A 26,432-nucleotide genomic window follows, 5' to 3' on the forward strand; every position below is an offset into this window, starting at 1 on the left:
AACCCCTGAAGCCATCATGAGGTAAGCCATCATGTCCGAACACAAGCAACCGCCGCCCGGCACGCCCGATCCCGATCGCACGCCCGGTGAAGAGGAGCGCGATAACGATGCGCTGCGCCCTAACGATCCGGCCGAGCGCCAGAACAACGACGACGTGGAACAGGCCGAACACGACCTGGAAAACCTCCACGACAAAGCCCGTCCGCTGTAAGCAAGGAGGTCTTTATGAGCAATCCCCCGAACGGCCCGCGCTCCGACGAACATGCCACTGGCAAGGATGAGCTGGGATTCGATCCCGATTCACCGGATGTGGCTGACCCGCAGGTTGATCCCATCGGCCCGGCCGTTGCGCCATTGGACGAGAAAAAGCAGCACAAACAAAAGCAAGCGGAAAAAAAGCCGCCCTACGATCCGTTGGGCGACTTGAAGAAGTGAACCAAGCCCCGCCATGTGCGGGGCTTTGTTTATTTTGGAGGGTTCCAGCTCACGTCGGTGATGCCGTATTTTTCCGCCCAGGGCCGGGTGGTTTTTTTCACCTGCTCGTGCCCCACGCGACCAACGCGGCTGACGTGCGCGATATCGGCATCGACGGCCGCCCAATGCCAGGCTTCGGTACTGTTCATCACCTCGGCGCGCACGACGAAAGACTTGGGTTTACCGTGTAATTGATAGTTGATGGTGTAGATTTTAGCGGTACTCATGTTGCCTCCCTGTCTTGTTATAGATGGATAGGCTGGCGCGCGTAAAGGTTCATTCAAAATCACAATTCGCCTCCAGGCGCGGCAGAGTGGCGCCTCAAGAGTATTGCGCTAGAGCCTTCGCTGAACCGTTTCTTGTCCATTTTGGTGCAAATTCGTTCGAACTTTTTGCTGGCGCCAAGGTTCGAACCGATTCCTGAATACTTTGCCCACTCAAAAATGGAGAAGTAAACGATGTCCAAACTATTCGGAAAATTCCTCAAGAACGCCTCTTGGCTGGCCCTGGTGGCGACGCCAACCGTGGTGTTCGCGGCACCGTCCACCGACCCGATTTCCACCTTCGGGATCCTCGGCAGCTATAACGACTTCAAACTTGAAGGCGGTAGCGACAGCGACAAGGACCACATGCCCGAGGCGGGCCTTTTCTACAACTTCGGCAACAAGCTCACCGCCGAATCCGGTTTCATTTACCAGGCCGGTATCGAGGCCAAGTACGGTGAGAAAAGTGATAACAAACTCAAGGAGGGCCAGGCCGACCTCGACCTCGGCTGGCGTGCCGCCCTGGACGCACGCAACTTCGTCGACGTGATCGTCGGCGGTGGCTACACCTGGACCCGTTATGAGCCGGACACCAATGGCTACGACCTGAAGCTCACCAACAAGTCGCCGTTCGCCAAGGCGGCCCTGGGCTACAACCACCAGTTCGATGACATGACCCTGCGCGTTGAAGCCGGCGCCCGTCATACCATCGATGGCCGCGCCAGACTCAAGGTGGACGGCGTCGGCAGCGACAGTGTGGACCTCAAGGACCGCACCAACCCTTACGCCGAAGTCAGCCTGCTGATGAACCAGAAGGGTAACCTGCCGGTGATGGCGGGCTTGTACTACACCCGCACCGAATACAAGCTCGATGACGATTCCTATGTGGCCGACAATACCAAGCTCAAGCGTGATGAGTATGGTTTCAAGGTCGGTATCGCGTTCTGACACTGTTGCACCGTAAAAAACGCCCCGGACCTTCGGGGCGTTTTTTTAACTGTTGATCGTTCCCTCGCTCCGCGTGGGAATGCATCCCGTGACGCTCTGCGTCACCATTGCGCAAGTGCCTGATTTCTCTCTGAAGGCAGGACGCGGAGCGTCCAGAGTGGCATTCCCACGCAGAGCGTCGGAACGATCATGTAAACAGGGTGTAAACCTATTCCAGTACGAGACAGCGGTTGCAGGTCAGCCCAGTGCGGCAAGTTGCGCCACGGTCTCGGGAAAACGCGCCACCAGCCGTATCAGCGTGGCTGCCTGTGCATTTGGCTTGGCCCGGCCTTGTTCCCAGTTCTCCAGGGTGCGGGTGTTGGTACGCAGGTACATGGCGAATACCGCGCGGGACAGGTTGAGTTGCTGGCGTACGGCGATCACCTCGTCAGCGGTGAGTGGCGCCAGCTTGTTGAGGTGGACTTTGTGGGTGCGCAGGGTGATTTTGCCCTGGCGTTCATCAGCCAGGGCGTCAAAGCCTTCGACCAGTTCGGAAAAGATGTCACGTTTCATTGTGTATTCTCGCTTTGATTTCCCTGTCCAGCATGTGTTTAAGGGCTTTCTTGTGCTGCGGTGCCAGGTCGCTCTGTTCGTGTTTGCCGTACAAAGTGAATAACCAGAATTGCGTGCCGCCTGACCACCAGTAATAAATGACCCGCAGGCCACCGCGTTTGCCTTTGTTTCGTCGCTCATCGACGAAGCGAACCTTGCGTAACCCTCCCGTTCCCTCGATCACGTCTCCTGCTTGCGGGTTTTTCATCAACTCCTGTTGAAAACCGTGGAAAAGCTCGTCACTCAAATAGTCCTTGCGATGCCGCTCGAAGGGCGGCAGTTCGATAAATAGAGCATCCATATTCTCTACGTAGCCTGCGTATAGTTTGGTGGCCCACTCGCTCTGGGTCAAGCGGCCCAGCTGTGGGAACTTTCTTAAAACGCAAACACCATAGGGCCCTTTCCAGCGGGGAGATGCCAGAGGAGGAGGTATATCAAGAAGGAAAAGTCAGCGAGCAGGGAAGGGAAAAAACAGGCCTTGCAAACGCAAAACGGCGCCCAAAGGCGCCGTTCTGTTGACTGCATCAACCTAAGCGATCAAACCCCCAGCACCGCATGCTGCACCAGGGTGAGCAACGGTTGCGGGTACACGCCCAGGAAGAACGCGAGCAGGGCGATGGCCAGCAGCATCACGCCGCCTGCCTTCTGTTCCCAATGCAGCTCGGCATCCACACGGCGCAGGTTTGGCTCGATCAGGTACAGGGTGACCATCACGCGCAGGTAATAGAACACGCCGATGGCCGAGCCCAGTACCAGGGACGCAACCAGCCACCACTCGTGGGCTTCGACGCCGGTTGCCACGATGTAGAACTTGCCGATAAAGCCGGCCGTCAGCGGGATACCCGCCAGCGACAGCATCATCACGGTGAGCACGGCGGTCAGGTACGGACGGCGCCAGAACAGGCCGCGGTATTCGTACAGGGCGTCGGCGTCACGGCCTTTGTACGGCGAGGACATCAGGGTGATTACACCGAACGCGCCGAGGCTGGTGATCACGTAGGTGACCAGGTACACGCCGATGGCCTCCACGGCCAGGCCCTTGCTCGCCACCAGGGCGATCAGCAGGTAGCCGAAGTGGGCGATGGACGAATAACCCAGCAGACGCTTGAGGTTGTTCTGGGTCAGCGCCAGCAGGTTGCCGAACAGGATCGACGCAATGGCGATCACGGTCAGCACGTCGCTCAGCACGCCGGTGTTGGCGGCAGGGGAGATCTGGAACAGACGCACCATCACCGCAAACACCGCCACTTTCGAGGCAGTTGCCAGGAACGCGGCCACCGGCGCCGGGGCGCCTTCGTACACGTCCGGGGTCCACAGGTGGAACGGCACCAGCGACAGCTTGAACGCCAGGCCGATCAACATCATCGCCAGGCCCAACTGGGCGATTGGCGCCGGGCTGTTGGTGGCGGCCAGGGCGTGACCGATACCGGTGAAGCTCAGGCTGCCGGCTTCGGCGTAAAGCAGGGCCATACCGAACAACAGGAACGCGGAACCTGCGGCCGACAGCACCATGTACTTGATGCCGGCTTCCAGCGAGCGCTTGTTGAAGAAGGCGTACGCCACCAGGCCGTAGGTCGGGATCGACAGCAGTTCCAGGCCGATGAACAAGCCGGCCAGGTGCTGCGCGCTGACCAGCACGATACCGCCGGCCGCCGCCAGCAGGATCAACAGGTACAGCTCTTCCTTGTTGCCTGGGTAGCCGGTGCCGCCTTCGCCAAGGTAAGCGTGGGCGAGGGTGACGCAGGCCAGGGTCGCGACCAGAATCAGCGCGATGTACAGCAACGCGAAGTCATCGATCATCATCAATGGCGTAACCGCCAGCGGCGCGACCTTGAGGGCCGGGATAATCGACAGCAGGGCCAGGTTGAGACCGGCACAGGACAGCAGGAACGTTTGCGAATGATTGCGGCGCCAGGCGATCGCCAGCATCACCACCACAATGGTGAGGCTGGTGATCAGCAGCGGCGCAAGCGCGATAAAGTGTTGGATCGTGAATTCCATAGCGCTCTTACCGGGCCGAAGCGAGTTGAGAGAAGGCGGTGCCGAACCACTGCTGCACGCCATGCATCGTCGCGGCAGAAGTGTCCAGGAACGGTTGCGGGTATACGCCGATGTAGATCAGCAATACCGCAAGGCCGAGCACCATGATCAGTTCGCGAGCATCCATCCCTTGCAGGACGGTGTCGGACTTGGCCGGGCCGAAGTAGGCGCGGTGGATCATGATCAGCGAGTAGACCGAACCGAACACCAGGCCGGAGGTGGCAATGGCGCTGATCCACGGCGTTTGCACGAAGGCACCCATCAGGATCAGGAACTCGCCGATGAAGTTACCGGTACCCGGCAAGCCCAGGGACGCGGCGGCGAAGAACAGGCTGATCGCCGGCAGGTACGCGATGCGCGACCACACGCCACCCATTTCACGCATGTCACGGGTATGCAGGCGCTCATACAGCTGGCCACTGAGGATAAACAGCGCAGCGGCCGACACACCGTGGGCCAACATCTGGATCACCGCGCCTTGCAGCGCCAGTTGGCTGCCGGAGTAGATGCCGATCAGTACGAAACCCATGTGGGAAACGGACGAGAAGGCAATCAGGCGCTTGATGTCGGTTTGGGCGAAAGCCAGGAACGCACCGTAGAAGATCCCGATCAGACCCAAGGTCATGGCGATCGGCGCAAATTCGGCCGAGGCATTCGGGAACAGCGGCAGGGCGAAACGCAGCAGGCCGTAGGCAGCGGTTTTCAGCAGGATACCGGCCAGGTCCACGGAGCCGGCAGTCGGCGCCTGGGCGTGAGCGTCAGGCAGCCAGGAGTGGAACGGCACCACCGGCAGCTTCACCGCGAACGCGATGAAGAAGCCCAACATCAGGATGTACTCGGTGGTCAGGGACATCTTGGTCTTCAACAGGTCGGCGTAGTTGAAGGTAATCACGCCGGTGTTGTTGAAGTTGACCAGTACCAGGCCCAGGATCGCCACCAACATGATCAGGCCGGAAGCCTGGGTGAAGATGAAGAACTTGGTCGCCGCGTAGATCCGGGTTTTCTTGCCGTCCGAAGAACTGTGACCCCAGAGCGCGATGAGGAAGTACATCGGCACCAGCATCATTTCCCAGAAGAAGAAGAACATGAACAGGTCCAGCGCCAGGAACACGCCGACAACGCCGCCCAGGATCCACATCAGGTTCAGGTGGAAGAAGCCCACGTGACGCTGGATCTCTTTCCACGAGCAGAGTACCGAGAGGATACCCAGCAGGCCGGTCAACAGGATCATCAACAGCGACAGGCCGTCGAGGGCCAGGTGCACGTTGATGCCGAAGCGCTGGATCCACACGTGCTTGAATTCAAGCGCGAAGGTCGGATCGACGCCCGGTGCCGGAGCGAATGAATAGTCACCGTGGGCCCACAGCCAGAGGCCGAGCGCAAGTTCCAGGGACATGGTCAGCAACGCAATCCAGCGGGGGAGGGTGGCGCCGAAGCGTTCACCCATCCAGCAGAGCAGGCCGCCGATAAAGGGGATCAGGATTAGCCAGGGCAGAATCATGACGGGCTCGTTTCCTTTCGCAAGTTCGCAAAGTACGCAGTGCACTTAAACATAGTCAGACCGCTACCACGACGATGGCGCCGATCACCAGGACGGCACCCGCCGCCATTGAAGCTGCATACCAACGCAATTGCCCGGTCTCGCTGCGGCTCAGGGCGGTGTGACCGGCCTTGGCGGCACGCGGGATCAAACCGATGGTCTGGTCGAGCGGATCTTTACGCAGTACATGGCTGATGGCGAGGTAAGGCTTGACGAACAATTTGTCGTAGAGCCAATCAAAGCCCCAGGCGGCGAACCACCAGGCCGACAGGAAGCGCCCGATGCCACTGTTGGCAACCGCCGTCACGAAGCGACGCTTGCCGAGGAACAGCAGGGCCGCGAGCAGGATACCGGCAATGGCGATGGCACCCGAGGCGATTTCCAGGCTGTGCTTGTCCGCGCCGCCGGCATGGCCGACGCTTTCAGGCAGCACACCGGCCAGTGGCGGGGTGATCAGGGCGCCGATGAAGGTCGACAGCACGATCAGCACCGACAGCGGCAGCCAGTGGGAGATGCCGTGGCCTGCGTGCGCTTCGGTCTTGGCTTCACCGTGGAAGGTGATGAAGATCAGACGGAAGGTGTACAGCGAGGTCATGAACGCACCCACCAGGCCTGCGTAGAGCAGGTTCTGGTTACCGCTGGCGAAGGCTTCCCAGAGGATTTCGTCCTTGGAGTAGAAACCGGCGGTCACCAACGGCAGGGCGGCGAGGGCGGCGCCACCGACGATGAAGCTGGCGTAGGCCAGCGGCAGTTTCTTCCACAGGCCGCCCATCTTGAAGATGTTCTGCTCATGGTGGCAGGCCACGATCACCGCACCGGAAGCGAGGAACAGCAGCGCCTTGAAGAAGGCGTGGGTCATCAGGTGGAAAATCGCCGCGTCCCAGGCACCCACGCCCAGGGCCAGGAACATGTAGCCGATCTGGCTCATGGTCGAGTAGGCGAGGATCCGCTTGATGTCGGTCTGCACCAGCGCGGCGAAGCCGGCCAGTACCAGGGTCACGCCACCGACCACGCCCACCAGGTGCAGGATATCCGGCGCCAGGGTGAACAGGCCGTGGGTACGCGCGATCAGGTAGACACCGGCGGTCACCATGGTCGCGGCGTGGATCAGTGCCGACACCGGGGTAGGGCCGGCCATCGCATCCGCCAGCCAGGTCTGCAGCGGCAGTTGCGCCGATTTACCGACGGCGCCACCCAGCAGCATCAGGGTCGCCAGGGTGATCCAGAAGTCGCCGACCTGGAATTTCTGCGGTGCCAGCACCAGCAGTTCCTGGATGTTCAGCGTGCCCACCTGTTGGAACAGGATGAACAGGCCGATGGCCATGAACACGTCGCCGATGCGCGTGACGATAAACGCCTTGAGCGCGGCGTTGCCGTTATTGCGGTTGCTGTAGTAGAAACCGATCAACAGGTACGAGCACAGGCCCACGCCTTCCCAGCCGAAGTACAGGAACAACAGGTTATCGCCGAGCACCAGGAACAGCATGCTGGCGATAAACAGGTTGGTGTACGAGAAGAAGCGCGAGTAGCCCGCTTCACCACGCATGTACCAGGACGCGAACAGGTGGATCAAAAAGCCCACACCCACCACCACGCCGAGCATGGTGATCGACAGGCCGTCGACATAGAGGGCGAAGTTGGGCTTGAAGCCTTCCACCGACATCCATTGCCACAGCACCAGGGTGTAGTGACCGCCTTCGGGCGGCGCCACGTTGAATTGCCAGATGACGTAGGCGGCCACGATCGCCGACAGGCCAATCGAGCCAACGCCGATCAGGGCCGAGAGGTTTTCCGACCAGCGTCCACGGGAGAACGACAGCAGCAGGAAACCGATCAGGGGAAATACGAAAGTCAGAAAGATCATGTTCATCCGCGCATCTCACTGGCAGCGTCGATATCAAGCGTGTGGAAGCGACGGTACAGCTGCAGCAGGATCGCCAGGCCAATACTGGCTTCGGCGGCTGCCAGGCTGATCACCAGGATGAACATGACTTGTCCATCCGGCTGGCCCCAACGTGCGCCTGCCACGATGAACGCCAGTGCCGCAGCGTTCATCATGATTTCCAGGCTCATCAACACGAACAGAATGTTACGGCGCACCATCAGGCCGACCAGGCCAAGGCAGAACAGGATGCCGGCGACCGCCAGACCATGCTCCAAGGGGATAGCAGGCATCGTCATTGCTCCTTGGCTTCGTTGCGGCCCAAGTGGAAGGCGGTGATGGCTGCGGCGAGCAGCAGCATCGAAGCCAGTTCGACCACCAGCAGGTACGGGCCGAACAGGCTGATGCCCACGGCTTTCGCGTCCACGGTGGTGTGGCCGATGGCCTGGCCGCTCTGGTGAGCGAACAGCACATACAGCAGTTCACCCAGCAGCAATGCTGCGAGGACAACCGGGCCGAGCCAGATGCCGGGCTTGAGCCAGACGCGCTCCTGGGCGACCGAAGCCGGCCCCAGGTTGAGCATCATCACCACAAACACGAACAGCACCATGATGGCGCCGGCGTAGGCGATCACTTCCAGCACACCGGCGAACGGTGCGCCGAGTGCGAAAAAGGTCATGGCCACGGCGATCAGCGAAATGATCAGGTAGAGCAGGGCGTGCACGGGGTTGGTGTTGGTGATCACGCGAAGCGTGGACACCACTGCAATACCCGATGCGAAATAGAAAGCGAATTCCATCTTTCTTCCTTAAGGCAGCAAGCTCTTCACGTTGATCGGCTCGGCTTCGTTTTGTGCGGCGCCTTTCGGCTTGCCCGCAACGGCCATACCTGCAACACGATAGAAGTTGTAATCAGGGTTTTTACCGGGACCGGAGATCAGCAGATCTTCCTTCTCGTACACCAGGTCCTGACGTTTGAACTCGGCCATCTCGAAATCCGGCGTGAGCTGGATCGCGGTGGTCGGGCAGGCTTCCTCGCAGAGGCCGCAGAAAATGCAGCGCGAGAAGTTGATGCGGAAGAAGTCCGGGTACCAGCGACCGTCTTCGGTTTCAGCTTTCTGCAGGGAGATGCAACCCACCGGACACGCCACGGCGCACAGGTTGCAGGCAACGCAACGCTCTTCGCCATCGGGGTCGCGGGTCAGCACGATACGGCCGCGATAGCGCGGCGGCAGGTACACCGCTTCTTCCGGGTATTGCAGGGTGTCGCGTTTGCGAAAGCCGTGACCGAACACCATCACCAGGCTTCGCAATTGGGTACCGGTACCCTTAACGATGTCGCCAATATATTTGAACATGGGTCAAATCCTCACTGAACCGCGCCCGCTGGCGTGTTCAACAACACAACGGCAGCGGTCACCAGCAAATTGATCAGGGTCAGCGGCAGGCAGAAGCGCCAGCTGAAATCCATCACCTGGTCGTATCGTGGACGCGGAATGGAAGCGCGCAGCAGGATAAACAACATGATGAAGAACGCGGTCTTCAGGAAGAACCAGAAGAACGCCAACTGCGGCAGGATGCCGAACGGACCGTGCCAGCCGCCGAAGAACAGCGTGACCAGCAGGGCCGAGATCAAGATGATGCCGATGTACTCACCGACGAAGAACATGCCCCACTTCATGCCGGCATATTCAATGTGGTAACCGTCGGCCAGTTCCTGTTCCGCTTCCGGCTGGTCGAACGGGTGACGGTGAGTCACGGCGACGCCCGCGATGAAGAAGGTACAGAAGCCGAAGAACTGCGGAATGATGAACCACAGGTTCTGCGCCTGGTACTCGACGATATCGCGCATGTTGAACGAGCCGACCTGCACCACGATGCCCATCAGCGCCAACCCCATGAACACTTCATAGGATACGGTTTGCGCCGAGGCACGCAAGCTGCCCAGCAGGGCGAACTTGTTGTTGCTCGACCAACCGGCGAACAGCACGGCGTACACCGACAAACCGGCCATGGCGAAGAAGAACAGCAAGCCGATGTTCAGGTCCGCCACGCCCCAGGTCGGGGTGATCGGGATGACGGCAAAGGCGATCAGCAAGGCGCTCATGGCCACCACCGGCGCCAGGGTGAAGATCACCTTGTCGGCAAACGGCGGCGTCCAGTCTTCCTTGAAGAACATCTTCAGCATGTCGGCGGCGATCTGGAACATGCCGAACGGGCCAACGCGGTTCGGACCGTAACGGTCCTGCCACCAGCCCAACAGGCGACGTTCGACGAAGCTGAGCAGGGCGCCCGCGACGACCACGGCCAACAGGATCACGATGGCCTTGACCACCGAGATGATCACGTCAATTACTTCCGGCGTGAACCAAGTCATTGCGCTGCCTCCTGCAGACCATCAACGGTTTTGCCGAAAATGGCAGGCGGAATACCGGCGATGCCTTTAGGCAGTGCAACCAGGCCGGCACCCAGCTCGTCATTGATACGCAGCGGCAGACGCAGGGTCTGGCCGGCCACGTTGAGGCTGAGCAGGGCACCGTCGTTGACGCCCAGGCGGTCGGCTTCGGACTTGGCGACCGACACGTAGGCGGCAGGAATGCGCTCTTGCACCGGCGCGGCCTTGGAAGAGGTTTCTTCGCTGCCGAACAGGTGGAAGAACGGCACGACCTGCCAGGTGCCCGGCGCCGGGTTGAACGGACGCGGTACCGCAGCGAACCAGTTCAGCGAGTCGCCGCTGCTTTCGATCAGGCGGGTGCCCGGGTCGCCGGCGCGTATGTGACCACCGACTTCGTCCTGGAACTTGTTCCAGGCCTGCGGCGAGTTCCAGCCCGGCGACCAGGCAAACGGCACCTGCTGACGCGGTTCGACCGAACCCGAGTAACCTTCCATGGAAAAGGCGAACGCGGTGTCGTTGTCCTGCGGGGTACGCGGTTCATGCACGCTGATGTCGGCGCGCATGGCGGTGCGACCGGAATAACGCAGCGGCTCACGGGCCAGTTTCAGGCCCTTGATGCGAAACGAAGCGGACGGTGCGGCATCGACGATGCGTGCCAGCTGCGGCGCGCTGGCGGCGGTGGCGGCAGTCACGTGGTCGAGCTGGGTCCAGTCGATCGGCTGGTTCAGCAAGGTCGCGCGCAGGGCATGCAGCCAGCGCCAGCCTTCGTGCACCAGGATGCCGGCGTCCATGTATTTCGGATCGAACACTTGGAAGAAGCGCTGGGCGCGGCCTTCCTGGCTGACCAGGGTACCGTCGCCTTCGGCGAAGGTCGCCGCCGGCAACACCAGGTCGGCACGCTCGCTGGTGGCGGTCTTCTGGTGGTCGGCGACGATCAGCACCTTGGTCGCGTTCAGCGCAGCGTCGACCTTGGCCGCGTCGAGGCGGGTGTACAGGTCGTTTTCCAGCACCACGATGGCGTCGGCAGTGCCGTCGATCACCGCTTGCAGGGCTGCGTCCACGGACTCGCCGCCGAGCATGGCCAGGCCCAGGCTGTTGGCTTCCGGCACCACCAGGCTGATGGAACCGTTCTTGTCGCGCAGCTTCAGGGCCTTGGCGATGTTGGCGGCGGCTTCGATCAGCGCCTTGGAACCCAACGAGGTACCGGCGATGATCAATGGGCGCTTGGCGGCCAGCAGGGCGTCGGCGATACGCTGGGCCAGTTCAACGGCTTCAGTGTCCAAACCTTCGACTGCCGGTGCGCTGGCGTCCAGGGCGTGAGCCACGGCGAAACCGAGGCGGGCCAGGTCGTCCGGCGCCGCGTGTACGCATTCTTCGGCGATATCGTCGAGCTTGGTTTCAGCCAGGCTTGCGATAAACAGCGGGTTCAGCGCGTGCTGGCCGATGTTCTTCACCGCCGCGTCGAGCCAAGGCTGAACGCGCATGGCGTCGGCCATGTCTTCGGCCTTGCCTTTGACCGACTGGCGCAGCGACAGCGCGATACGTGCGGCGGTCTGGGTCAGGTCTTCACCCAACACGAAAATCGCGTCGTGGTCTTCGATGTCGCGCATGTTCGGCACGGGCAGCGGGCTGTCATTGAGCACTTGCAGAACCAGGCGGATGCGCTCCAGCTCTGCGGCTTCGATGCCGCTGTAGAAGTGCTCGGCGCCGACCAGCTCGCGCAACGCGAAGTTGCTTTCGAGGCTGGCACGTGGCGAGCCGATCCCGACGATGTTACGGCCACGCAGCAGGTCGGCGGCCTTGTCCAGCGCGGCGTCCAGGCTCAGCTTGGCGCCATCGGCCAGCAGCGGTTGGCGCGGGCGGTCTTCGCGGTTGACGTAGCCGTAGCCGAAACGGCCACGGTCGCATAGGAAGTACTGGTTGACCGAACCGTTGAAGCGGTTTTCGATACGGCGCAGTTCACCGTAGCGCTCGCCCGGGGAGATGTTGCAACCGCTGGAGCAGCCATGGCAGATGCTCGGGGCGAATTGCATGTCCCACTTGCGGTTGTAGCGCTCGGAGTGGGTCTTGTCGGTGAATACACCGGTCGGGCAGACCTCGGTGAGGTTGCCGGAGAACTCGCTTTCGAGCACGCCGTCTTCAACGCGACCGAAGTACACGTTGTCATGGGCGCCGAACACGCCGAGGTCGGTGCCGCCGGCGTAGTCCTTATAGAAGCGCACGCAGCGGTAGCAGGCGATGCAGCGGTTCATCTCGTGGGAAATGAACGGGCCCAGTTGCTGGTTCTGGTGGGTGCGCTTGGTGAAGCGATAACGGCGCTCGTTGTGGCCAGTCATCACCGTCATGTCTTGCAGGTGGCAGTGACCGCCTTCCTCACAGACCGGGCAGTCGTGGGGATGGTTGGTCATCAGCCATTCGACGACACTGGCGCGGAACGCCTTGGATTCGTCATCGTCGATGGAGATCCAGGTGTTGTCGGTGGCTGGGGTCATGCACGACATGACGATACGACCACGGGTGTCGTTCTCGTCGGTGTACTGCTTGACCGCACACTGGCGACAGGCACCGACGCTACCAAGCGCGGGGTGCCAGCAGAAATACGGGATGTCGAGGCCGAGTGACAGACATGCCTGTAACAGGTTGTCCGCCCCATCGACTTCGAGCGCTTTGCCGTCTACGTGGATAGTGGCCATGGTTCAAAGTTCTTCGTTGGCCCGTTGTCAGCGGGCGTGGCTAATGGAATCTTGTTATTCATGTGCATCTACACAGCCATCAAGGCGTCAGCACATGAGAGAGGCGAAGGGCACGGACCCTTCGCTTCCTTGAAGCGTTACGCGCCGACCATGGTCGGCGTTACCACCTGAGTGAGCTCGCCCGCTCGCGTTGGCGCGATGCCGGCCTCGAATTCAGGGCGGAAGTATTTGATTGCGCTGCCCAGTGGCTCCACGGCGCCCGGTGCGTGAGCACAGAAGGTCTTGCCAGGGCCGAGAAAATTGACCAGCCCGAGCAGGGTTTCGATGTCACCCTCGCGGCCTTCGCCGTTTTCCAGCGCCATCAACAGCTTGACGCTCCACGGCAGGCCGTCGCGGCATGGGGTGCAGAAACCGCAGGACTCACGGGCAAAGAACTGCTCCATGTTGCGCAGCAGCGAGACCATGTTCACCGTGTTGTCGACCGCCATCGCCAGGCCGGTACCCATGCGGGTGCCCACTTTGCCGATGCCGCCGGCATACATTTGTGCGTCGAGGTGCTCGGGCAGCAGGAAACCGGTGCCCGCGCCGCCTGGCTGCCAGGCTTTCAAGGTGTAGCCGTCGCGCATGCCGCCGGCGTAGTCCTCGAACAGCTCGCGTGCGGTCACGCCAAATGGCAGTTCCCACAGGCCAGGGTTCTTGACCTTGCCGGAGAAGCCCATGAGCTTGGTGCCCATGTCTTCACTGCCTTCACGGGCCAACGATTTGTACCAGTCCACGCCGTCGGCGATGATCGCCGGCACGTTGCACAGGGTCTCGACGTTGTTCACGCAGGTCGGCTTGCCCCACACGCCCACGGCGGCGGGGAAGGGCGGCTTGGAGCGCGGGTTGGCGCGGCGGCCTTCGAGGGAGTTGATCAGTGCGGTTTCTTCACCGCAGATATAACGCCCGGCGCCGGTGTGCACGAACAGTTCGAAGTCAAAGCCGGAACCGAGGATGTTCTTGCCCAGCAGGCCTGCGGCCTTGGCTTCGGCCACCGCACGGTTGAGGTGCTTGGCGGCGGTGGTGTATTCGCCGCGCAGGAAGATGTAGCCCCGGTAGGTTTTCAGCGCACGGGCGCTGATCAGCATGCCTTCGATCAGCAGATGGGGCAGTTGCTCCATCAGCATGCGGTCTTTCCAGGTATTGGGCTCCATTTCGTCCGCGTTGCACAAAAGGTAGCGGATGTTGATGGATTCGTCCTTGGGCATCAGGCCCCACTTCACGCCCGTGGGGAAGCCTGCACCGCCACGGCCTTTGAGGCCGGCGTCTTTCACGGTCTGGACGATGTCGTCCTGGGCCATGTCGGCGAAGGCTTTGCGCGCAGCGGCGTAACCGTTCTTGGCCTGGTATTCGTCGAGCCACACGGGCTCGGCGTCGTCACGCAGGCGCCAGGTCAGCGGGTGAGTCTCGGCCGAACGCTTGATCAGGTTGGCCGGGCCGAAAGAAGTCAGGGTCATGGGTAGCCCTCGAGCAATTGGGTCACGCCAGCAGGCTGGACGTCACCGAATGTGTCGTCGTCGATCATCAACGCCGGCGCCTTGTCGCAGTTGCCCAGGCAGCACACCGGCAGCAGCGTGAAACGCCCGTCTGCGGTGGTCTGGCCAAGGCCGATGCCCAGTTTGGCCTGGATTTCGCTGACCACGGACTCGTGACCACCGATGTAGCAGACCATGCTGTCGCACACGCGAATGATGTGGCGGCCCACCGGCTGGCGGAAGATCTGGCTGTAGAACGTGGCCACGCCTTCAACGTCGCTGGCCGGGATGCCGAGGATTTCGCCGATGGCGTAGAGGGCGCCGTCCGGCACCCAGCCACGTTCCTTCTGGACGATCTTCAAGGCTTCGATCGACGCCGCGCGCGGGTCTTCGTAGTGATGCAGCTCGTGCTCGATGGCCGAGCGCTCGGTTTCACTCAGGGTGAAACGGTCTGTCTGGATAAGCGTGCTGTTCATGCTTAGCGGTCCACGTCGGCCATAACGAAATCGATACTACCCAGGTACGCAATCAAGTCCGCGACCATCTCGCCTTTGATCACCGAAGGGATCTGCTGCAAGTGCGGGAAGCTTGGGGTGCGAATCCGGGTGCGGTAGCTCATGGTGCCGCCGTCGCTCGTCAGGTAATAACTGTTGATGCCCTTGGTCGCTTCAATCATCTGGAAGGACTCGTTGGCCGGCATCACCGGGCCCCACGAGACTTGCAGGAAGTGCGTGATCAGGGTTTCGATGTGCTGCAGCGTGCGCTCTTTGGGCGGCGGCGTGGTCAGCGGGTGATCCGCCTTGTACGGGCCTGCCGGCATGTTGCGCATGCACTGTTCGATGATCTTCAGGCTCTGGCGCATTTCTTCGACGCGCACGATGCAACGGTCGTAGGCATCGCCATTGGCCGCCAGCGGGACTTCGAATTCGAAGTTCTGGTAGCCGGAGTAGGGGCGCGCTTTACGCAGGTCGAAATCGCAGCCGGTAGAACGCAGGCCGGCACCGGTGACGCCCCATTCCAGGGCCTCTTTGGTGTTGTACTGCGCGACGCCGATGGTACGGCCCTTGAGGATGCTGTTGTCCAGCGCGGCCTTCTGATACTCGTCCAGACGCTTGGGCATCCAGTCGATGAATTCCTTGACCAGGCGCTCCCAACCGTTAGGCAGGTCGTGGGCCACACCGCCGATGCGGTACCAGGCCGGGTGCAGGCGGAAACCGGTGACGGCTTCGATGACCTTGTAGGCGCGCTGGCGGTCGGTGAACGTGAAGAACACCGGCGTCATGGCGCCCACGTCCTGGATATAGGTACCCAGGAACAGCAGGTGGCTGGTGATGCGGAAGAACTCGGCCATCATGATGCGGATGGTGTCGACGCGGTCCGGCACCTTGATACCGGCCAGCTTCTCGACCGAGAGCACGTACGGCAGGTTGTTCATCACGCCGCCGAGGTAGTCGATACGGTCGGTGTAGGGGATGAAGCTGTGCCAGGACTGACGCTCGGCCATCTTCTCGGCGCCACGGTGGTGGTAGCCGATGTCCGGGACGCAGTCGACGATTTCTTCGCCGTCCAGTTGCAGGATGATACGGAAGGCACCGTGGGCCGAAGGGTGGTTCGGGCCCAGGTTGAGGAACATGTAGTCCTCGTTGGTGCCGGAACGCTTCATGCCCCAGTCTTCCGGACGGAAGCGCGCGGCCTCTTCTTCAAGCTGCTGCTTGGCGAGGGTCAGGCTGAACGGGTCGAATTCGGTGGCGCGGGCAGGGTAGTCCTTGCGCAGCGGATGACCTTCCCAGGTCGGCGGCATCATGATGCGCGTCAGGTGCGGGTGGCCCGGGAAGTCGATACCGAACATGTCCCAGACTTCACGCTCGTACCAGCTGGCGTTCGGCCAGATACCGGTCACGGTCGGAACGCTCAGGTCGCTCTCGCTCAGCGCGACCTTGATCATCACGTCGCTGTTACGTTCCAGCGACATCAAGTGGTAGAACACGGTGAAATCGGCGCCGCTCGGCAGGCCCTGGCGCTTGGTGCGCAGACGCTCGTCCACGCCATGCAGGTCATAAAGCATGACGTACGGCTTGGGCAGGTTGCGCAGGAAGCTCAGGACTTCGACAAGCCTGGCACGCGCCACCCACAGCACCGGCATACCGGTGCGCGTGGCCTGGGCGGTGAAGGCGTCAGGGCCAAAACGGTTATTGAGTTCGACAACCACATCCTGGTCGTCTGCCTTGTAAGGCGGGATATACAGAGCACTGCCTGTAGTCATGGTTTTTTATCGCTTTCGGTCAACGTAAAGAATGAAGCCAGGTTTTCGTTCTATAAAAGAAGCGGGCTGGATCAGACTTCGTCGGGGCTGCGCAGGTTGGTGACTGCGATTCTCTGTTCGCGGCGCTGTTCCTTCTGGGACGGCATCTCGGCGCGGTACACGCCTTGATCGCCGACGACCCAGGACAGCGGGCGACGCTCCTTGCCGATCGATTCCTGCAACAGCATCAAGCCTTGCAGGAATGCTTCGGGGCGGGGCGGGCAGCCAGGCACGTAGACGTCCACGGGCAGGAACTTGTCCACCCCTTGAACGACGGAGTAGATGTCGTACATGCCACCGGAGTTGGCGCACGAACCCATGGAGATCACCCATTTCGGTTCGAGCATTTGCTCATAGAGACGCTGGATGATCGGCGCCATCTTGATAAAGCAGGTACCGGCGATAACCATGAAATCCGCCTGGCGCGGTGATGCCCGGATCACTTCGGCGCCAAAGCGCGCGATGTCGTGGGGCGCCGTGAAGGCGGTGGTCATTTCCACGTAGCAGCACGAAAGGCCGAAGTTGTACGGCCACAGGGAGTTCTTACGCCCCCAGTTGACCGCGCCACTCAGCACGTCTTCCAGCTTGCCCATGTAGATGTTCTTGTGGACTTGGTCTTCTAACGGGTCGGAGACGGTTTCCCGTTCGCCGATGGGGTACTGCTCGTTAGGAGCATCCGGGTCGATCCTGGTGAGATTGTATTGCATTGCCAAAGCCTCATTGTTTCAGCTTCGCCTGCCGCTTGCGACGAGCTTCCGGCGCCCAGTCAAGGGCGCCCACTCGGAACAGGTAGACAAGACCTGCCAACAGAATTGCTATGAAAACGAGAGCTTCGACGAATCCGGTCCAGCCGCTTTCGCGGACGGACACAGACCATGCAAAGAGAAAGAGGGCTTCGATATCGAAGATCACGAAGAGCATCGCGACCAGATAGAATTTGGCTGAGAGCCGCAAGCGGGCGCCACCTGTAGGCAGCATGCCGGATTCGAACGGTTCGTTTTTGCTGCGGCCCCAGGCTTTTGACCCGAGGAGGCTGGAGACGCCGAGCATGAAGGCGCAAAGGCCTACAACACCGAGGAGGAAAATGGCAAAGCCCCAGTTGTGGGCCATGAGTCCTGTCGCGTCGGTCATGCTGGTAATCCTTAACAGAGAGCAAAGGTCTCTGAGCTCGAAAAAGTCACGATGCAGTGACGATATGTCGCACTGCAATCAATCGCGGTGATTTTATGGCTAAACACCGGGCAAGTAAAATTCCTGTGGCGAAATTATTCGGTGGAATAAGCACATAGTGCACCTTTATGGGGCTGTAGCCCTTGCAGGGCGGGCATTAGCGGGCTTTTTATCAAATATGTTTTGTTTAAGTGGTAACGAAGTTTTCGCAGTCCAAATGATAATGAATATTGTTTGCGTGGGGTTTAAGCGAATGTTTCTCGTGTAGCGGGGGAAGTTGCCGTTACTTGGTTGAGGGTTGCTTAGTTGATGGAGTGGATCTTTTAACCGATTTGATCCGGGGAGATACCGCTCTGGATCAATGTTTTGCGCAAATCTTCAGGCTGCATGCATTTCCCTTGTGGGAGGGGGCTTGCCCCCGATTGCTGAGTGCCAGTCAGCACATCTGTTGCTGATCCACCGCCATCGGGGGCAAGCCCCCTTCCACATTTAGTCAGCAGTCCATCAGTATAGTCAGCAGTCCATCAATAGGTTTTGGGCAGGCAAAAAAACGCCCCGAACCAGTCGGGGCGTGATTGTTGTGCGGCACTGCGGTTAGGTCTTCCGTGGGGCCGCAGTGGCCGTGTACTCAGTCAATCAGTGGAACTGCTCTTCCTCGGTCGAACCGGTCAGCGCGGTCACGGACGAGGTGCCGCCCTGGATCACGGTGGTCATGTCGTCGAAGTAGCCGGTGCCCACTTCCTGCTGGTGCGCCACGAAGGTGTAACCCTTCGATGCGTCGGCAAACTCCTGCTCTTGCAGCTTCACGTAGGCGGTCATGTCGTTGCGGGCGTAGTCGTGCGCCAGGTTGAACATGCTGTGCCACATGTTGTGAATACCGGCCAGGGTGATGAACTGGTGCTTGTAGCCCATGGCGGACAGCTCGCGCTGGAACTTGGCGATGGTCGCGTCGTCCAGGTTCTTCTTCCAGTTGAAGGAAGGCGAGCAGTTGTAGGACAGCAGCTGATCCGGGTACTCCTTCTTGATCGCTTCGGCGAAACGACGGGCTTCGTCCAGGTCCGGCTTGGCGGTTTCGCACCAGATCAGGTCGGCGTACGGCGCGTAGGCCAGGCCGCGGGCGATGGCCTGGTCGAGACCGGCGCGCACTTTATAGAAGCCTTCCTGGGTGCGTTCGCCAGTCACGAACGGCTGGTCGTACGGGTCGCAGTCCGAGGTCAGCAGGTCGGCCGCGTTGGCATCGGTGCGCGCCAGGATGATGGTCGGCGTACCGGCAACGTCAGCGGCCAGGCGGGCAGCGGTCAGCTTCTGCACGGCTTCCTGGGTCGGAACCAGTACTTTGCCGCCCATGTGGCCGCATTTTTTCACCGACGCCAACTGGTCTTCGAAGTGCACGCCGGCGGCGCCTGCCTCGATCATGCTCTTCATCAGCTCGTAGGCGTTGAGTACGCCTCCGAAACCGGCTTCGGCGTCTGCAACGATCGGCGCGAAGTAGTCAATGTAGCCTTCATCGCCCGGGCCTTTACCGGCTTTCCACTGGATCTGGTCGGCGCGACGGAACGAGTTATTGATGCGCTTGACCACGGTTGGCACCGAGTCCACCGGGTACAGCGATTGGTCGGGGTACATGGATTCAGCGGAGTTGTTGTCCGCTGCCACTTGCCAGCCGGACAGGTAGATCGCCTGGATACCGGCTTTTACCTGTTGCACTGCCTGGCCGCCAGTGAGGGCGCCCATGCAGTTGACGAAATCTTTGTCGGGACGGAAGGACGGCTTGGCACCTTGGGTGACCAGGTTCCACAGCTTCTCGGCGCCGAGTTTTGCAAAGGTGTGCTCAGGTTGCACCGAGCCACGCAGGCGGACGACGTCAGCAGCGGAATAAGCGCGGGTCACGCCTTTCCAGCGTGGGTTTTCAGCCCAGTCTTTTTCAAGGGCTGCAATTTGCTGTTCGCGTGTCAGTGCCATGTAGATAAACCTCGTCGTCGCGTCTTGTAGGGTTCGAAGGCCCTTGCCAGGGCCCCTGATTAGCGGGAGCGAGGCCATCATGCACAGCCTTTTTGGGGTCGTCAAACGTTTTGTAGTGCTTTTTTTAAAGCACTACATCTTTGGTCTAATACGACTCGCCAGTCAGTTTTCGGTGCTTCAGTTCAGGGCGTCGACCTTGACCCGCACCGTCAGGTCATCACGGCCCTGAGTAGAGTAACTGCGGGTTGTAGAGGATTTGTCGGCCTGGGTCTCACGATTGATGCCGGCCAGGGGGATCCATTCGCCCAGGCGACCGCTGACGCTTGTGTCGGTACTTTGTACGTTCACTACATCGGGACGTTCCTGGCTCATGCGGTCACGGTTGGTACTGATGGCCAGGTGAACGGTCTCGCCGGTGACGCTGGCGGTTACGTAGAAGCCCTGGGTGACGTTGCGATACTGGGTCTGGTTCTGCAAGCGTCCGTAACTGTCCTGCTGGGTGGTGGTCAGCGGTACGCTTTGGCCGACCTGGATCAGCGCGGGTACGCCTTCGCTGGCCTGGATCTGCTGGATGCCGCCGTCGCGGCTGGTGGTGCCGTAGCTGATGATACGGGTCTGGCTGTCGCCGCTGTTCTGCTGGTTGCTTTCGTTGGTGTCGACGGTGATCAGCAGGCGCTTGGCCGGTGTGTCGAGTTGAGAGAGCAGGGCGCGCAGGCCTTCGATCTTTGCCGGCGCCGCGTTGACGATGAGCTGGTTGCCATAGGCGCTGACGGTGCCGTCCTTGCCGATGAAATTCTGCGCCACCGGCAGCAGATCGGCGCTGGTGCGGTTGCTCAGGTTGACCACTTCGGTGTCGGCCATGGCCGCGACGCTGGCGGTCAGGAGCATGGCGGTGAGCAGGGTGCGTAGGGACATGTCCGTTATCTCTGCGAGTCATTTGGCTTGGATAGTGCCAGTTTGTCGGCCTGGTGGGGTGCAAGTTGAATGGTGGACAGCAAAATGCCCTGGCAAGGCAGGGCATTTTTGGTGTTGCTGAAATAGTCATCGGGGGCAAGCCCCCTCCCACATTTTGACCGAGTACATCTTCAAGTGTGGGAGGGAGCTTGCCCCCGATGGCCGCGACGCGGTCCCGGATCAGTCCCCGCGCACCATATCCACATGCGGAATCCCGACCTCAAGAAACTCATCACTGACAATCTTGAAGCCCAGCCGCTCATAGAACGGCGCCGCATAAACCTGCGCACTGAGGAACTGGCGGGTCTGGCCGCGCTGCTCGGCCACGCCGATCACCGTTTCCATCAGCTTGTCGCCGACCTTCAGCCCGCGCCAGTCCTTGAGTACCGACACGCGGCCGATCTCGCCGCTGGGCAGCAGCCGAGCGGTGCCAATCGGGAAGTCACCTTCGAACGCCAGAAAGTGCATCGCACCGGCGTCGTCCGCGTCCCATTCCAGCTCGGGTGGAACCGATTGTTCGGCGATGAATACCGCTTCACGAATGCGCCGAATCTCGTCGATATCCTTTCGCCAGTCCGCGACACTTACGTGAATCTTATTCATCCGCAAACCCCAGGCTGCCTTGCTTGACCAGTTCGCACAGCAGGTCGCGACCGTCTTCGTCCGCCAGCCAGGCACCGAGGTTTTCGCTGTGCAGGGCGTCTGCCGAGCACACCAGTTTCAACAGTTCGCGCAGTTTGCCCGGCAGGTAACGGCTCTGGCCGCTGGCGAACAGCAACACGTCGTCGTCCACTTCCGACCAGGCCATGCGCGCGCTCGGGTTGCGTATTAGAATCGCGCCGTCTTGCAGGCTGCTGACAAAATCCTCTTCGCCCACTTCCTCGCCGGCCACCATTTCCGGGTAGCGCGGTTCGGTCATGAACTGGCCGAACCAGGTCAGCAGCATGCGCTCATCGCTCATGTGCTCGGCCAGCAGGCTCTTGAGGCGATCCAGTGCATCGCTCTGAATCTGATGCGGGTCGCTGACCGGCTGGGCGTCGGCATCGGTGTAGCGCTCTTCGTCGGTCAGATACTGGCTGAGGAAGTCGGTGAAGTGGGTCAGCACCTCGGCGGCGCTTGGGGCGCGGAAGCCTACCGAGTAGGTCATGCAGTTATCTTCGGCAATGCCGAAGTGCGCCAGGCGCGGTGGCAGGTACAGCATGTCGCCCGGCTCGAGCACCCATTCGGCGCTTTCTTCGAAGTCGGCGAGGATGCGCAGGTCGGCGTGCTGCAGCAGCGCGCTTTCGGAGCTGCACATCTGGCCGATCTTCCAGTTGCGCTTGCCCTGGGCCTGCAGCAGGAACACATCGTAGTTATCGAAGTGCGGACCGACGCTGCCACCCGGTGCGGCGAAGCTGATCATCACATCATCGATGCGCCAGCTTGGCAGGAAGCGGAAGTGCTCGAGCAATTCGGCGACTTCCGGCACGAACTGGTCGACGGCCTGTACCAGCAGGGTCCACTCGCGCTCGGGCAGGGTGCTGAAGGCGTCTTCGGCGAACGGGCCGCGACGCAGCTCCCACGGACGTTCGCCGTGTTCGATCACCAGGCGCGACTCGACTTCTTCTTCCAGGGCCAGGCCGGCCAGTTCGTCGGCATCGATCGGGCTTTCGAAGTCAGGGATGGCCTGGCGGATCAGCAGCGGTTTTTTCTGCCAGTAGTCGCGCAGGAATTCCCGTGCCGTGATGCCGCCCAGAAGTTGAAGAGGGATATCAGGATTCATGTGTAACCTATTGAAAAAAAGCACTTTTAAGACAGGAATAAAAACGCCCGGCGCGGCCGGGCGTCTCAAGGGGTCGTGCGATGATCAGATGCGCTTGGCTTGCTCTACAGCGTTACCGATGTAGTTGGCCGGGGTGAGCAGTTTCAGCTCGGCCTTGGCGGCGGCTGGCATGTCCAGGCCGTCGATGAAAGTTTGCAGCGCATCGGAGGTGATCCCCTTGCCGCGCGTCAACTCTTTGAGCTTCTCGTAGGGATTTTCGATGTTGTAGCGGCGCATCACGGTCTGGATCGGCTCAGCCAGCACTTCCCAGCAAGCGTCCAGGTCGGCGGCGATTTTCTGCGCGTTGAGCTCCAGCTTGCTGATGCCCTTGAGGCTGGCTTCGTACGCGATCACGCTGTGGGCAAAGCCCACGCCGAGGTTGCGCAGTACGGTGGAGTCGGTCAGGTCACGCTGCCAGCGCGAGATCGGCAGCTTGCTGGCCAGGTGCTGGAACAGGGCGTTGGCGATACCCAGGTTGCCTTCGGAGTTTTCGAAGTCGATCGGGTTGACCTTGTGCGGCATGGTCGACGAACCGATTTCACCGGCGATGGTGCGCTGCTTGAAATAGCCCAGGGAGATGTAGCCCCAGATATCGCGGTCGAAGTCGATCAGGATGGTGTTGAAGCGCGCGATGGCGTCGAACAGCTCGGCAATGTAGTCGTGCGGTTCGATCTGCGTGGTGTACGGGTTGAAGCCCAGGCCCAGCTCGTCTTCGATGAAGGCGCGGGCGTTGGCTTCCCAGTCGATCTCGGGGTAGGCCGACAGGTGCGCGTTGTAGTTGCCGACGGCCCCGTTGATCTTGCCCAGCAATGGCACGGCGGCGACCTGAGCGATCTGGCGCTCCAGGCGGTACACCACGTTGGCCAGTTCCTTGCCCAGCGTCGTCGGCGACGCCGGCTGCCCGTGGGTGCGCGACAGCATCGGCACATCGGCGAAGCGGATCGCCAGCTCACGGATCGCCTCGGCGGTCTGGCGCATCAGCGGCAGCATCACGTCATCACGGCCTTCGCGCAGCATCAGGGCGTGGGACAGGTTGTTGATGTCCTCGCTGGTGCAGGCAAAGTGGATGAACTCGCTGACCTTGGCCAGTTCCGGCAGCTTGGCCGCTTGCTCCTTGAGCAGGTATTCGATGGCCTTGACGTCGTGGTTGGTGGTGCGCTCGATCTCTTTCACACGCTCGGCGTGCTCCAGGGAAAAGTTTTCCGCCAGGGTATTCAAGACAGCGTTGGCCTCGGCGGAAAACGCCGGCACTTCGCTGATGGCGGGGTGAGCGGCCAGGCGCTGGAGCCAGCGCACTTCAACCAGCACGCGAGCACGGATCAGGCCGTATTCGCTGAAAATAGGGCGCAGGGCCTGGGTTTTGCCGGCGTAGCGGCCGTCAACAGGGGAAACCGCAGTGAGCGAAGAGAGCTGCATGGGGTGTTCTCGGACAGTCGGGCAACGAAATGGGGCGCGTATCATACATGAAAAAATCCGCCGGTCCGTTGCCAACTGACCGGCGTATTACGCGTAACGGCTTGAAAATAGCCCGCGGGTGCGACTTATTCGTTGCGCATCAACGGGTAAAGCTCTTTGAGCAATTTGCGCCGGCTGATCACCAGTTGCCAGCGATGCCCGCCCAACTGGCGCCACAACCGCGCCGAACGAATACCGGCCAGCAGCAGCGCGCGGATTTTCGAGGCGTTGTTCGGTTGTTGCAGGTTGCGCATGTCGCCGTGCACCTGAATGCGCTGGCGCAAGGTACTCAAGGTGTCCTGGTACAGCGCGCCACAGGCGGCGATCACGTTTTCGTGAGCCGGGCCGAAGTGCTCCACTTGGGATTGGATCTGCGGCAGGCGCTTGCCGATGGTCTCGAGCATGTCGTCGCGCTTGGCCAGTTGACGCTCCAGGCCGAGCATCGACAGGGCGTAGCGCAACGGTTCGCGCTGCAAGGTGCTGGGGTCGCGCTCCAGGGCGCCGATCAGCGCGCGGTAGCCTTCACGCAGCGCCAGGTCGTCGCCACCGTAGACCTCAAGGGTGTCCTTGGGGTCGCGGATCAGAAGGCTGCCGAGCATGCAGGTCAGGCCGGCCTCGGTGACCTGGCCGGTCTTGGCGATTTTGTCCACCAGCACCGCGGCGAGGAAAACCCCGCCGAGTGCGGTCAACTGCTCCTGGGTCTGGCTCATGCCGGGGTGCCCCAGGCCTGCGCGACTTCAATCACGCCGCCGCCCAGGCAAATCTCACCGTCGTAGAACACCACGGACTGGCCAGGGGTGACCGCGCGTTGCGGCTCATCAAAGGTGGCGCGGTAGCCGCTGGCGGTTTTTTCCAGTGTGCAGGCCTGGTCGCCCTGGCGATAGCGCACCTTGGCGGTCAGGCGGCGCGGGGTGCTCAGGTCGATCGGGTTGACCCAATAGATCTCGGAAGCGAGCAGGGCGCCGGAGAACAGCAGCGGGTGTTCGTTACCCTGGCCGACGACCAGCACGTTGTTTTCCAGGTCCTTGACCAGCACGTACCATGGCTCTTCGCCTGCGTCTTTCAAGCCGCCAATGCCCAGGCCCTGACGCTGGCCGATGGTGTGGTACATCAGGCCGTGGTGGCGGCCGATGACATCGCCTTCGGTCGTCTTGATCTCGCCCGGTTGCGCCGGCAGGTACTGCTTGAGGAAGTCGCTGAAACGCCGCTCGCCGATAAAGCAGATGCCGGTTGAATCCTTCTTCTTGGCGGTGGCCAGGCCGTGTTGCTCGGCGATCCTGCGCACTTCGGGTTTTTCCAGCTCGCCCACCGGGAACAGGGTCTTGGCGATCTGTTCACCGCCGACGGCGTGCAGGAAGTAGCTCTGGTCCTTGTTCGGGTCCAGGCCCTTGAGCAGTTCGGTGCGGCCATCGATATCGCGACGGCGCACGTAGTGGCCGGTGGCAATCAGGTCGGCACCGAGCATCATGGCGTAGTCGAGGAACGCCTTGAACTTGATCTCGCGGTTGCACAGGATATCCGGGTTCGGCGTGCGGCCGGCCTTGTACTCGGCCAGGAAGTGCTCGAACACATTGTCCCAGTACTCGGCGGCGAAGTTGGCGGTGTGCAGCTTGATGCCGATCTTGTCACACACGGCCTGGGCATCCGCCAGGTCGTCCATGGCGGTGCAATATTCCGTTCCGTCGTCTTCTTCCCAGTTCTTCATGAACAGGCCTTCCACCTCATAACCCTGCTCCATGAGCAGAACGGCGGAAACGGAAGAATCCACGCCGCCGGACATGCCGACGATGACGCGCTTCTTTTGTGTGTCAGAAGGGGCTGGATCACGCATAGGGTTTCAACGGGTGTCTTGAAAAAGGACGCGATTCTATCAGGCTCCAGCCTTCAAGGCTAAAGAGAAGGGCGGATCAATTCGAGACTGTGGCACTGGCCGGCCAGATAATCATCGATACAGCGGATGATCAGCTCGCTGCGCCAGTCGTCGCGCAAGGCCATCAACTCGTCGCGGGTCAGCCAGTGGGCGCGCAGGATGCCTTCGTCGAGTTGATAGTCGGGGTGGTGTTGCAGCGCCTTGGCGATAAAGCAGACGCGTTGATAGGTCACGCCATTGCTTGGGGCGGTGTACAGGTAGATGCCGACGATGCCGGTGGGCTCTACGTCCCAACCGGTTTCCTCAAGCGTTTCGCGCACGGCGGCTTCGGTGAGGGTTTCGTCCGGGTCAAGGTGGCCGGCGGGCTGGTTGAGCACCGCGCGGCCGCCCTTGAGTTCTTCGACCATCAGGAAGCGGCCGTTGTCTTCGACGAGGGTGGCGACGGTGATGTGGGGTTGCCAGGTCATGGTTGCCTCTCGATTCAGGATGCGACGTGATCTTGGTCAGAATTGCATTCAATGTGGGAGCTGGCTTGCCTGCGATAGCGGTCTATCAGCGAGCTATTCAGTAGCTGACCCA

At 61.0% G+C, this 26,432-nt stretch carries 27 protein-coding genes; 3 read left to right on the top strand and 24 right to left on the bottom strand.

What is annotated here, in order from left to right; translation table 11 throughout:
- Positions 1-31 precede the first annotated feature (31 nt).
- Together TU82_RS03830 and TU82_RS03835 are read left to right on the top strand one after the other, a co-directional pair.
- A complete protein-coding gene (locus tag TU82_RS03830; protein ID WP_057721774.1) occupies positions 32-211 on the top strand; it encodes a hypothetical protein in 180 nt (59 codons plus the stop codon).
- A 14-nt stretch (positions 212-225) separates the two neighbouring features.
- On the top strand, positions 226-435 hold the full coding sequence (locus tag TU82_RS03835; RefSeq protein WP_057721775.1) for a DUF6021 family protein: 210 nt from the start codon (positions 226-228) through the stop codon (positions 433-435).
- Positions 436-464: 29 nt separating this feature from the next.
- Here the strand turns inward: TU82_RS03835 and TU82_RS03840 are convergent, their stop codons facing one another.
- Positions 465-701 carry a DUF6555 family protein gene (locus TU82_RS03840; RefSeq protein WP_057721776.1) on the bottom strand — a complete coding sequence of 79 codons (237 nt, stop codon included), beginning with the start codon at positions 699-701 and terminating at the stop codon, positions 465-467.
- A gap of 231 nt (positions 702-932) precedes the next feature.
- Between TU82_RS03840 and TU82_RS03845 the strand changes: the two genes are divergently transcribed.
- Complete coding sequence (locus tag TU82_RS03845; protein WP_057721777.1) at positions 933-1,685, top strand: outer membrane beta-barrel protein; 753 nt, start codon at positions 933-935, stop codon at positions 1,683-1,685.
- Between the two features lie 237 nt (positions 1,686-1,922).
- On the opposite strand, the gene TU82_RS03850 is transcribed toward TU82_RS03845, so the two are convergent.
- From TU82_RS03850 to TU82_RS03960, 23 genes are all read right to left on the bottom strand, one after another.
- Positions 1,923-2,237: a helix-turn-helix domain-containing protein gene (locus tag TU82_RS03850; protein WP_057721778.1), complete on the bottom strand. Its 315-nt coding sequence runs from the start codon at positions 2,235-2,237 to the stop codon at positions 1,923-1,925.
- On the bottom strand, positions 2,227-2,577 hold the full coding sequence (locus TU82_RS03855) for a type II toxin-antitoxin system RelE/ParE family toxin (protein ID WP_057721912.1): 351 nt from the start codon (positions 2,575-2,577) through the stop codon (positions 2,227-2,229). The genes TU82_RS03850 and TU82_RS03855 overlap by 11 nt, the downstream gene beginning before the upstream one ends.
- 236 nt (positions 2,578-2,813) lie before the next feature.
- Positions 2,814-4,277: an NADH-quinone oxidoreductase subunit NuoN gene (gene nuoN / locus TU82_RS03860; protein WP_057721779.1), complete on the bottom strand. Its 1,464-nt coding sequence runs from the start codon at positions 4,275-4,277 to the stop codon at positions 2,814-2,816.
- Positions 4,278-4,284: 7 nt separating this feature from the next.
- Positions 4,285-5,817: an NADH-quinone oxidoreductase subunit M gene (gene nuoM, locus TU82_RS03865; RefSeq protein ID WP_010209575.1), complete on the bottom strand. Its 1,533-nt coding sequence runs from the start codon at positions 5,815-5,817 to the stop codon at positions 4,285-4,287.
- Between the two features lie 55 nt (positions 5,818-5,872).
- A complete protein-coding gene (nuoL, locus tag TU82_RS03870; protein ID WP_057721780.1) occupies positions 5,873-7,726 on the bottom strand; it encodes an NADH-quinone oxidoreductase subunit L in 1,854 nt (617 codons plus the stop codon).
- Positions 7,723-8,031 carry an NADH-quinone oxidoreductase subunit NuoK gene (nuoK, locus tag TU82_RS03875; RefSeq protein ID WP_003174727.1) on the bottom strand — a complete coding sequence of 103 codons (309 nt, stop codon included), beginning with the start codon at positions 8,029-8,031 and terminating at the stop codon, positions 7,723-7,725. Before nuoK ends, nuoL begins: the two co-directional genes overlap by 4 nt.
- Before the next feature lie 2 nt (positions 8,032-8,033).
- On the bottom strand, positions 8,034-8,537 hold the full coding sequence (gene nuoJ / locus TU82_RS03880) for an NADH-quinone oxidoreductase subunit J (RefSeq protein ID WP_057721781.1): 504 nt from the start codon (positions 8,535-8,537) through the stop codon (positions 8,034-8,036).
- A 9-nt stretch (positions 8,538-8,546) separates the two neighbouring features.
- Positions 8,547-9,095, bottom strand: coding sequence for an NADH-quinone oxidoreductase subunit NuoI (gene nuoI, locus TU82_RS03885; RefSeq protein WP_003174725.1), 549 nt, complete (start codon positions 9,093-9,095; stop codon positions 8,547-8,549).
- A gap of 11 nt (positions 9,096-9,106) precedes the next feature.
- The gene (gene nuoH / locus TU82_RS03890) at positions 9,107-10,114 is read right to left on the bottom strand and encodes an NADH-quinone oxidoreductase subunit NuoH (protein WP_057721782.1); all 1,008 of its coding nucleotides are present in this window, start codon (positions 10,112-10,114) and stop codon (positions 9,107-9,109) included.
- Positions 10,111-12,825: an NADH-quinone oxidoreductase subunit NuoG gene (gene nuoG, locus TU82_RS03895; RefSeq protein ID WP_057721783.1), complete on the bottom strand. Its 2,715-nt coding sequence runs from the start codon at positions 12,823-12,825 to the stop codon at positions 10,111-10,113. The genes nuoH and nuoG overlap by 4 nt, the downstream gene beginning before the upstream one ends.
- Positions 12,826-12,962: 137 nt before the next feature.
- On the bottom strand, positions 12,963-14,321 hold the full coding sequence (nuoF, locus tag TU82_RS03900) for an NADH-quinone oxidoreductase subunit NuoF (RefSeq protein WP_057721784.1): 1,359 nt from the start codon (positions 14,319-14,321) through the stop codon (positions 12,963-12,965).
- On the bottom strand, positions 14,318-14,815 hold the full coding sequence (gene nuoE, locus TU82_RS03905) for an NADH-quinone oxidoreductase subunit NuoE (protein WP_003232080.1): 498 nt from the start codon (positions 14,813-14,815) through the stop codon (positions 14,318-14,320). The genes nuoF and nuoE overlap by 4 nt, the downstream gene beginning before the upstream one ends.
- A gap of 2 nt (positions 14,816-14,817) precedes the next feature.
- Positions 14,818-16,602, bottom strand: coding sequence for an NADH-quinone oxidoreductase subunit C/D (gene nuoC, locus TU82_RS03910; RefSeq protein ID WP_057721785.1), 1,785 nt, complete (start codon positions 16,600-16,602; stop codon positions 14,818-14,820).
- 71 nt (positions 16,603-16,673) lie between these two features.
- Positions 16,674-17,348 carry a NuoB/complex I 20 kDa subunit family protein gene (locus TU82_RS03915; RefSeq protein WP_003174719.1) on the bottom strand — a complete coding sequence of 225 codons (675 nt, stop codon included), beginning with the start codon at positions 17,346-17,348 and terminating at the stop codon, positions 16,674-16,676.
- A gap of 10 nt (positions 17,349-17,358) precedes the next feature.
- The gene (locus TU82_RS03920; protein WP_003192109.1) at positions 17,359-17,772 is read right to left on the bottom strand and encodes an NADH-quinone oxidoreductase subunit A; all 414 of its coding nucleotides are present in this window, start codon (positions 17,770-17,772) and stop codon (positions 17,359-17,361) included.
- A 675-nt stretch (positions 17,773-18,447) separates the two neighbouring features.
- A complete protein-coding gene (gene aceA / locus TU82_RS03925) occupies positions 18,448-19,773 on the bottom strand; it encodes an isocitrate lyase (protein WP_010458877.1) in 1,326 nt (441 codons plus the stop codon).
- A 177-nt stretch (positions 19,774-19,950) separates the two neighbouring features.
- Positions 19,951-20,688, bottom strand: a complete 738-nt coding sequence (locus tag TU82_RS03930; protein WP_057721786.1) for a secretin N-terminal domain-containing protein — start codon at positions 20,686-20,688, stop codon at positions 19,951-19,953.
- Positions 20,689-20,907: 219 nt separating this feature from the next.
- Entirely contained in the window at positions 20,908-21,330 is a 423-nt protein-coding gene (locus TU82_RS03935; RefSeq protein WP_057721787.1) for a GNAT family N-acetyltransferase, read from the bottom strand.
- Entirely contained in the window at positions 21,323-22,489 is a 1,167-nt protein-coding gene (locus TU82_RS03940; protein ID WP_057721788.1) for a ribosomal protein uL16 3-hydroxylase, read from the bottom strand. Before TU82_RS03940 ends, TU82_RS03935 begins: the two co-directional genes overlap by 8 nt.
- Positions 22,490-22,573: 84 nt before the next feature.
- Positions 22,574-23,944, bottom strand: a complete 1,371-nt coding sequence (gene purB / locus TU82_RS03945) for an adenylosuccinate lyase (RefSeq protein WP_057721789.1) — start codon at positions 23,942-23,944, stop codon at positions 22,574-22,576.
- A 125-nt stretch (positions 23,945-24,069) separates the two neighbouring features.
- Positions 24,070-24,693 (bottom strand): high frequency lysogenization protein HflD, encoded by a 624-nt coding sequence (hflD, locus tag TU82_RS03950; RefSeq protein ID WP_057721790.1) that lies wholly within the window; start codon positions 24,691-24,693, stop codon positions 24,070-24,072.
- Complete coding sequence (gene mnmA, locus TU82_RS03955; RefSeq protein WP_057721791.1) at positions 24,690-25,814, bottom strand: tRNA 2-thiouridine(34) synthase MnmA; 1,125 nt, start codon at positions 25,812-25,814, stop codon at positions 24,690-24,692. Before mnmA ends, hflD begins: the two co-directional genes overlap by 4 nt.
- A gap of 59 nt (positions 25,815-25,873) precedes the next feature.
- The gene (locus tag TU82_RS03960; RefSeq protein ID WP_057721792.1) at positions 25,874-26,320 is read right to left on the bottom strand and encodes an NUDIX hydrolase; all 447 of its coding nucleotides are present in this window, start codon (positions 26,318-26,320) and stop codon (positions 25,874-25,876) included.
- Between the last annotated feature and the right edge of the window lie 112 nt (positions 26,321-26,432).

Source organism: Pseudomonas orientalis (assembly GCF_001439815.1).
Taxonomy (GTDB): domain Bacteria; phylum Pseudomonadota; class Gammaproteobacteria; order Pseudomonadales; family Pseudomonadaceae; genus Aquipseudomonas; species Aquipseudomonas orientalis.